This window comes from Rhodococcus chondri (genome assembly GCF_036327435.1).
In the GTDB taxonomy this organism is placed as follows: Bacteria; Actinomycetota; Actinomycetes; order Mycobacteriales; family Mycobacteriaceae; genus Rhodococcus; species Rhodococcus chondri.
This window is the reverse complement of sequence record NZ_JAUZMZ010000208.1, coordinates 1-7,436: the sequence shown is the minus strand read 5'-3', so window position 1 is coordinate 7,436 and position 7,436 is coordinate 1. Positions and strand designations below refer to the sequence as shown.

General features: G+C 69.4%; 7 protein-coding genes and 1 riboswitch. Of the genes, 2 read left to right on the top strand and 5 right to left on the bottom strand.

Features of this window, described 5'->3' with window-relative positions; genetic code table 11:
- From Q8814_RS23035 to dacB, 3 genes are all read right to left on the bottom strand, one after another.
- Window positions 1-564: ATP-binding protein (locus Q8814_RS23035; RefSeq protein WP_408015972.1), on the bottom strand; the 564-nt coding region annotated here is incomplete at its 3' end.
- Window positions 540-1,574 (bottom strand): zinc-dependent metalloprotease, encoded by a 1,035-nt coding sequence (locus Q8814_RS23030; protein WP_330154297.1) that lies wholly within the window; start codon window positions 1,572-1,574, stop codon window positions 540-542. The genes Q8814_RS23030 and Q8814_RS23035, both read right to left, overlap by 25 nt.
- A 48-nt stretch (window positions 1,575-1,622) precedes the next feature.
- Complete coding sequence (gene dacB, locus Q8814_RS23025) at window positions 1,623-3,029, bottom strand: D-alanyl-D-alanine carboxypeptidase/D-alanyl-D-alanine endopeptidase (protein WP_330154296.1); 1,407 nt, start codon at window positions 3,027-3,029, stop codon at window positions 1,623-1,625.
- A 161-nt stretch (window positions 3,030-3,190) separates the two neighbouring features.
- Here dacB and Q8814_RS23020 point away from each other — a divergent pair, with 161 nt between their 5' ends.
- The gene (locus tag Q8814_RS23020) at window positions 3,191-3,682 is read left to right on the top strand and encodes an inorganic diphosphatase (RefSeq protein ID WP_330154299.1); all 492 of its coding nucleotides are present in this window, start codon (window positions 3,191-3,193) and stop codon (window positions 3,680-3,682) included.
- A 96-nt stretch (window positions 3,683-3,778) separates the two neighbouring features.
- Here Q8814_RS23020 and Q8814_RS23015 read toward each other — a convergent pair whose 3' ends face one another.
- Both Q8814_RS23015 and Q8814_RS23010 read right to left on the bottom strand, forming a co-directional pair.
- Window positions 3,779-4,609 carry a crotonase/enoyl-CoA hydratase family protein gene (locus Q8814_RS23015; RefSeq protein WP_330154295.1) on the bottom strand — a complete coding sequence of 277 codons (831 nt, stop codon included), beginning with the start codon at window positions 4,607-4,609 and terminating at the stop codon, window positions 3,779-3,781.
- A gap of 57 nt (window positions 4,610-4,666) precedes the next feature.
- Window positions 4,667-5,980 (bottom strand): aminotransferase class V-fold PLP-dependent enzyme, encoded by a 1,314-nt coding sequence (locus tag Q8814_RS23010; RefSeq protein WP_330154294.1) that lies wholly within the window; start codon window positions 5,978-5,980, stop codon window positions 4,667-4,669.
- Window positions 5,981-6,047: 67 nt separating this feature from the next.
- A riboswitch (SAM riboswitch) is annotated at window positions 6,048-6,164 on the bottom strand.
- A gap of 228 nt (window positions 6,165-6,392) precedes the next feature.
- Here Q8814_RS23010 and Q8814_RS23005 point away from each other — a divergent pair.
- The coding region (locus tag Q8814_RS23005) for an AMP-binding protein (protein WP_330154293.1) at window positions 6,393-7,436 on the top strand (1,044 nt) is incomplete at its 3' end.

Genomic DNA, 7,436 nt, shown 5'->3' with positions numbered 1-7,436 from the left:
TCCGAGTTCGTCGCAGGCCTGCCGGGTGGTGTCGCGCCGGATGCCGAGCAGCGGCCGTGCCCACGGATCGTCGAACTCGGCCATGCCCCGGATCGAGCGGAGACCCGAGCCGCGCCCCAAACCCAGCAGAACGGTTTCGGCCTGGTCGTCGAGGGTGTGCCCGAGCAGCACCGGCATTCCCCGCCGGGTTTCGCCGAGCGCGCGGTACCGGGCGGCGCGGGCGGCGGCCTCGGGGCCGCCGGGGCCGGTGACGTCGACGGGCACGACACATACCGTCGCGCATCCGCGAGAACGCGCGAATGCTGCGGCCCGCGACGCGGTTACGTCCGATCCTGCTTGCAGCCGATGGTCGACGACGACCGCATGCACCGATTCGGCCTCTGCGACGGCGGCAGCGGTCAGGGCAGCAGAATCGGCTCCGCCGGACAGGCCCACCGCGACGGACCGGACGCCGTGCGCCGCGAGCCACGCGCGTACGGCCAGCCGCACCTGGTGGATGGCGGGTGCCTCGGGCAGGAGCGGAGGTGTCTGTGCCACGGTCAGCCCAGCACCCGCGCGATCCAGGCGTCCGGGTCGTCGATCTCGGTGAGCGTGGGCATCGTGTCGGGGCCGGCCCAGACGGCATTGAACTCCACCATGCCGACCCGGCCGACCACGGTGTCGACGAACTTCTTGCCGTGCACGTACTGCGCCATCTTCGCGTCCATGCCCAGCAGTGTGCGCATGAGGCGGTGGATCGGGTTCGTGCTGCGCCGGCGCCGGCTGTCGAACGCCTGCCGGATGCGGGTGACCGCAGGGACGACGGACGGTCCCACACCGTCCATGACGTGGTCGGCGTGCCCTTCGAGCAGGGTTCCCAGCGCGAGCAGACGATCGAGAGCCTCTCGCTGCGGCTCTGCCTGCACGGCCCGCATGAGCCCGAGCACGCCCCGTTGCGCCATCGTCTTCTCACCGGGCGTGCGCAGGTCACGGACCGCGGATACGACACGGCCCGCGAGCTCGCCGAGCGGCTCGTCGACGGCCGCGCCGAGGTCTGCGGCAGCGGTGCGCATGAGTTCCGCCATCCACGGGGCCTGCGCGAACTGCACACGGTGGGTGACCTCGTGCAGGCACACCCACAGCCGGAAGTCGGCAGCCGGCACTTTCAGTGCCCGCTCGACCGCGACGATGTTCGGGGCGACGAGCAGCAGGGTGCGCGAGAACGGATCGTACTGGCCGAGCACAGCGGACGACAGGTAGGCAAGCATCGCGCCGGCCTGCGCACCCGCGGGTTTCCCGAGCCAGAGGCCGCTGTCTCCGGCCCCGGTGAGATCGGCCATCGACGAAGCCGCGGCATGCACCCAACCCGGCCGGTCGACGACCAGCGCCGCGCGGGGGCTCCCGTGACCGCCGTCGAGCTTCGTCAGCTCCCGTACGGGCCCCTCCGAGCGTTCGGACGCCGATGCGAGTTCCGCGACGACGGCATCGTGGGTGTAGCGCGACATGGCAGGTCCCGGACGCGCCAACCGTGCGCCGACGCCGGCGGCGAATCCCCAGTCGATCGCGTCGCCGAGCGCTCTTTCAGCTCTGGTCATTGCCGGCCCCTTCGTTCTATCCGCGGTCTGTCTATCCGCGGTCTGGGCTCACCTGCAGCCACATCCTCGAAGCGCCGCGGCGACAGCGTCGAGCGCGGGCCGGGCTTCCGCCGGGGATCGGTCGTTCGACAGCAACGCGAACGACAGCACCCGGCCGTCGGTATCGACGACGTACCCGGTGAGGCCACTGACCAAGGTCAGGGTGCCGGTCTTCGCGCGGACCCATCCCGCACCGGCACGGTTCGTCGTCCCGTAGCGATCGGCGAGTGTGCCCGTGGCTCCGGCAACCGGTAGATAGTCGAGGAGCGGCCGCAGTGCGGGCCGGTCCGGTCCGGCCGCCGTCGCGATCACGGCATCGAGCACGCGCGCAGGGATCCGATTGTCCACCGACAGCCCGCTCAGGTCGCGGAGCGCGACTCCGCCCATGTCGAAGCCCGCGCCCTCGAGGGTGCGGACTGCGGTGTCGACCGCGCCCTGGAACGTCGGGGCGGTGCCGGATGCGATGGCCAGTTCCCTGCCGATCGCTTCCGCGAGGACGTTGTCGGACAGCGTGACCATCTGTGCCAGCCGCTCGCGCAACTGCGCCGACTCGACGACAGCCATGGGCGCTGCTCCGGGGGAGGCCGTGCCGAGCGCGACGGACGCCGGGTCGGCTCCCACCGCGACCGCGAGTGCGCGGCCGGCGTCGAGGGCCGGAGTCGGGCTGCGCGGCGACTCGTCCTCGAGCGGACTCAGCCGTCCACCGTCGAGCATGACCGGTTCGATCGGCGCGACATATCCTTCGCCGACGTCGTCCGGAAACCAGCCGGGGGCGAGTGTCTCGCCGCCGTAGATACCGGTATCGACGAGCACGGTGTCCACGACGGCACCGGAGCGGCGGATCTGTTCGGCGAGATCGGCGATGCGCGGTCCCCCGCGGTAGAAGCTGCTCTCCCCGACCGCCCGGGCGGTCAACGTCGGATCGCCGCCGGCGACGAGCACGATTTCGCCGGGTCGCGAACCCGCGACGACGCGGGTCGTGACCCGATGGTCGGCGGGCAACGCGATCAGTGCGGCGGCCGCGGTGATCATCTTGGTGGTGGACGCCGGAACCATCGCGCGGTCGGGCTCCCGGGACCACAGCACCGTGCCGGTGGCCGTGTCGGTGATCGAACCCGTGAATGCGCCGAGCGCCGGGTTCGTCACCGCTTCCTCGAGTGCGACGGCGAGGACGGCGGGAGTCGGGGCGGGCGCGTCGGCGACGACGGGCATCACCTGCGGAGTGGCCACGACCGGGGCGGGAGCCGGAGCGATCGCGGCCGACGCGGTGTTCTGGACGTCGTACACCGCGAATACGCCACCGACGACGAGAGCCAGAAAACCGGCCACCCAGATGCCGAGCAGGATCCGAAAGCTGCGACGTCGGCGCGTGGCCAGTACACCCTGCTTCTTGTTTTTTTCCTGCCCCGCCAACACGCCTCCGCTGCGTTCGACACACTTGCGCCCTGGTAGGCCGCTCAGGTGGTCCGGTACCTGAGCCTCCAGCCTAGCGCCGCGACCGTTATCCTCTGTGCGGACCATCACCGCGGATACAGCAACCGTATCGGCAGGTAAACAGCGACGAAGTGAGGCAGCGCGTGGAGTTCGAGGTCACGATCGAGATCCCGAAGGGTCAACGCAACAAGTACGAGGTCGATCACGAAACCGGCCGCGTCAAGCTCGACCGGTACCTGTACACCTCCTTCGGCTACCCGGCCGACTACGGCTACATCGAGAACACGCTCGGCGAGGACGGCGATCCGCTCGACTGCCTCGTGCTGCTTCCCGAGTCGGTGTTCCCGGGTGTCCTCGTCGACGCCCGCCCGGTCGGAATGTTCAAGATGGTCGACGAGGCCGGTGGCGACGACAAGGTGCTGGCGGTCCCGGCAGGCGATCCGCGATGGGATCATATCCAGGACATCAGCGACGTGCCGCAGTTCGAACTCGACGCCATCAAGCACTTCTTCGTGCACTACAAGGATCTCGAGCCGGGCAAGCATGTCGAGGCTGCCGACTGGACCGGTCGCGCCGAGGCCGAGGCCGAGGTCACCGCGTCGATCGCGCGTCTGAAGGACAACGGCGGGCACTGACGCCGCCGGCGCACAAACGCACAAACGCACGAAGAAGTCTCCCGGCCACTCCGTTAACGGCCGGGAGACTTCTTCGTGTGCTGTCCGGTCGGAGCGCTACTGCCCCTTGAAGCTGGGCGGCCGCTTCTCGAAGACGGCGGTGATGGCCTCGGTCAGATCCTCGGACGGCAGGAACGCCGCGTTCCAGGCCGCCACGTAGCGGAGGCTGTCGTCCACGCTCCCGGATCGGCTGTGGTCGAGGACGTCCTTGATGCCGTGTACGACGAGTGGCGGATTCGCCGCGATCTCCGCAGCGGTCGAGTGGGCCGCTGCGAGGACGGCATCCGCGTCGTCGAATACGTCGTTGACCAGTCCGATCTTCTCGGCGCGCGCGGCGTCGATGTCCTTGCCGGTGAGTGCGAGCTCACGGACGTGGCCGTCGCCGATGATCAGTGGAAGCCGGGCGAGTGTCCCGACATCGGCGACCATGCCCACCTTGACCTCACGGACGCTGAACTTCGCGTCGGCGCTCGCGTAGCGGATGTCTGCCGCCGTGATGAGGTCCACCCCGCCACCGATGCACCAGCCCTGCACCGCGGCGACCACGGGCTTGCGGCAATCGGCGACCGCTGTGATCGCGGCCTGCATGCGCTTGACCATCGCGTGGAAGTCGGTGCGGGGCTTGGCCTGAGCTTTGTCGGCAAGTACCGCGGCCAGGTCCCCGGCCATCGCCGGCAGATCGAGGCCGAAGGAGAAATGCTTGCCGGAACCGGCGAGCACCACCGCGCGGACCTCGGGATCGGCGTCGAGTTCGGTGAATACCGCGGGTAGTTCGGTCCAGAAGTCCGGACCCATCGCGTTGCCCTTGCCCGGGCCGATGAGTGTCACCTGGGCGACGTGGCCCTTGCGCTCGACGGTGAACGCTTTCCAGCTGGAATGATCGGTCATTACTCAACAGTAATATCTTGTCGCCGAGAAAGCACCGACCGGCCTCGCGCGACTCGGTCAGACGCACTCGGAAGCGCCGGCACCGGCGTCGGCGAGCCGGGCACGAGTCTCCGGCGACGGGCTCCACAGTCCGTCGGTCTTCGCGTACGACCAGGACCGTTCTCCGGCGACGAGGTACCGCAGCGCCGAGATCAGCCGCTCGACGTCGTCGGAGGAGCTGCCCAACCCCAGCGACGCGCGCACCGCACCGCCGGAACGGCCGACGCGGGCCAGGAGAGGATGGGCGCAGAACCGCCCGTCGCGCACGCCGATACCGTGCTCGGCCGAGAGGTACGCCGCCACCTCACCCGGCTCGAAACCGTCGACGGTGAAGGTGACGATTCCGACGCAATCGCTCGAATCGTCCCAGAGCCGAAGAAGTTCTACTCCGTCGATGTCACGCAGGCCTTCGACGAGCCGGCTGCACAGCTCTTCCTCGTGCCGGGCGGCGGCGTCCGTGTCGAATCCGGCGAGCGTGTCGCACGCTGCGGCGAGTGCCGCAGCCCCGAGCACGTTCGGGCTGCCGGCCTCGTGCCGGGCGGGAGCGCACGCCCACTCGGTGCGGTCGAGGGCCACTTCGCGTACCGCACCGCCACCGGCAAGGTACGGCTCGGCGGTATCGAGCCAGTCGCGACGCCCGACCAACACACCGGCGCCGAACGGCGCGTACAGCTTGTGGCCCGAGAAAGCGAGATAGTCGACACCGGAAGCGGCCAGATCGACCCGCCGGTGCGGTACCAGCTGAGCACCGTCGACGAGGATGCGCGCTCCGCACGAGTGCGCGAGCTCGGCGAGTTCCGCGATGGGCAGCACCTCACCGGTGACGTTGGATGCGCCCGTGACAGCGAGCAGCGCGGCGGGAGCCCGCGTCAGTTCCGCCGCGAGGCGACGCACCGTCTCCGTGACGGTGTCTGCCGCCTCGACCACACGAGAACTCTTCCACGGCAACAGGTTCGCGTGGTGTTCGACATCGAGTACCACCACGTCGCCGGGCACCGCGGTCGCGAGCAGATTCAACGAATCGGTGGTGTTACGCGTGAACACCACCACCTGATCCCGATCGGCGCCGACGAACCGCGACACCGACGCACGCGCATCCTCGTAACTCGCGGTACTGATCCGCGACGCATACCCGGCTCCCCGGTGCACGCTCGCATAGAACGGCAGCAGTTCGGCGATCCGGTCGGTCACCGTCGCGAGCGCCGGGGCACTCGCCGCGTAATCGAAGTTCGCGTACGTGCAACTTCCACCCTGCACCAGCGGAACCTGGAGGTCACGGCCCGAAACCGGGGCGAACGGCGCAATACAGGTGGCGGTCAATGCGGCAGTCATGACAAATATCCCTCGATCCAGGGACCCGTCGGTGATCGCCACGACGATAAGTCTCGATCGCCGGCGGAGTCCGCGCTTGCCGTGTCCGGTATCGGAAACACAGCCTGGTCGTCACCCGGAGCACCCCACCGCGGAGGAGGGTTGCCGACCAGCGAGCCGGGGCTTGATGCTGGTACTCATGACCTGCCGAAGAGAATGACAGTCACCACAGTTCGTGTCAAATCAGGCCGGCCGACCGGCCGGCGACAGCACCTCGATACGTAGACCGACCAGCGACAACAGGCATTCCGTGCTTTGCTGATCCATGACGCAGCGGCCCTCTGCGCACGGGCGGTCCACCCCGAAAGTTCACGTTCTGTCCACTTGGCCGTGAGATAACCGGAGCCGCCCACCGAGAAGAAGGACACGCGGATTGTCTGCCCAGCCCACCGACCACAGACCATCGACCGTTCCCGAGGAATTCCTCCGCGGGGCCCACGCTCCCGCGCCGCGCACTCTGGTCGACATCCTGCGGGCCACCGCCGACACACACCCCGAAGCTCCCGCCATCGACGACGGCACGACGACCCTCGGATACGCCGAACTCGTCGAAGAGGTGGTCGCCGGGGCCTACCGGCTCACCGACGCGGGGGTCGGTGCGGGCGACCGCGTCGGGGTGCGGATGACCTCCGGCTCGAAAGACCTGTACGTCACCATCCTGTCGATCCTCGCCGCCGGAGCCGCGTATGTGCCGGTGGACGCCGACGACCCGGATGAACGCGCCGAACTGGTCTTCGGCGAAGCCCGTGTGAGCGCGATCGTCACCGACGCCGGGATCGGGGCCGGCACCGCGCCGTCGTCGCCGGACCCCGAACTGCGCGGGCCACGGCGGGAGGACGAGGCCGGGATCATCTTCCCCTCGGGTTCCACCGGCACCCCGAAAGGTGTTGCGGTGAACCACCGCAACGCCGCCGCGTTCGTCGACGCCGAAGCGCGTCTGTTCTGCCGCGCCGACCCCCTCGGTCCCGGCGACCGGGTACTCGCCGGGTTGTCCGTCGCATTCGACGCATCCTGCGAGGAAATGTGGCTGGCATGGCGCCACGGTGCGTGCCTCGTCCCCGCACCCCGCTCACTGGTGCGCTCGGGCATGGACCTCGGGCCGTGGCTCATCTCCCGCGACATCAGCGTCGTATCCACCGTGCCGACCCTCGCCGCGATGTGGCCGGCCGAAGCGCTCGAAGCGGTGCGCCTGCTCATCTTCGGCGGGGAAGCCTGCCCGCCGGATCTGGCCGAGCGGCTCGCGGTACCGGGCCGCGAAGTATGGAACACCTACGGGCCTACCGAGGCCACGGTCGTCGCGTGCGCCGCCCTCATGGACGGTACCGGCCCGATCCGCATCGGCCTGCCGCTCGACGGCTGGGATCTCGCCGTCGTCGACGCCGACGGGCACCCCGGCGGCGCCGGCCGCGGCGGGGTA

Coding starts and splice junctions, on each gene's coding strand:
- Q8814_RS23015 (WP_330154295.1), bottom strand. CDS start 4,609: ATGACCGATCATTCCAGCTGGAAAGCGTTCACCGTCGAGCGCAAGGGC.
- Q8814_RS23030 (WP_330154297.1), bottom strand. CDS start 1,574: ATGACCAGAGCTGAAAGAGCGCTCGGCGACGCGATCGACTGGGGATTC.
- Q8814_RS23010 (WP_330154294.1), bottom strand. CDS start 5,980: ATGACTGCCGCATTGACCGCCACCTGTATTGCGCCGTTCGCCCCGGTT.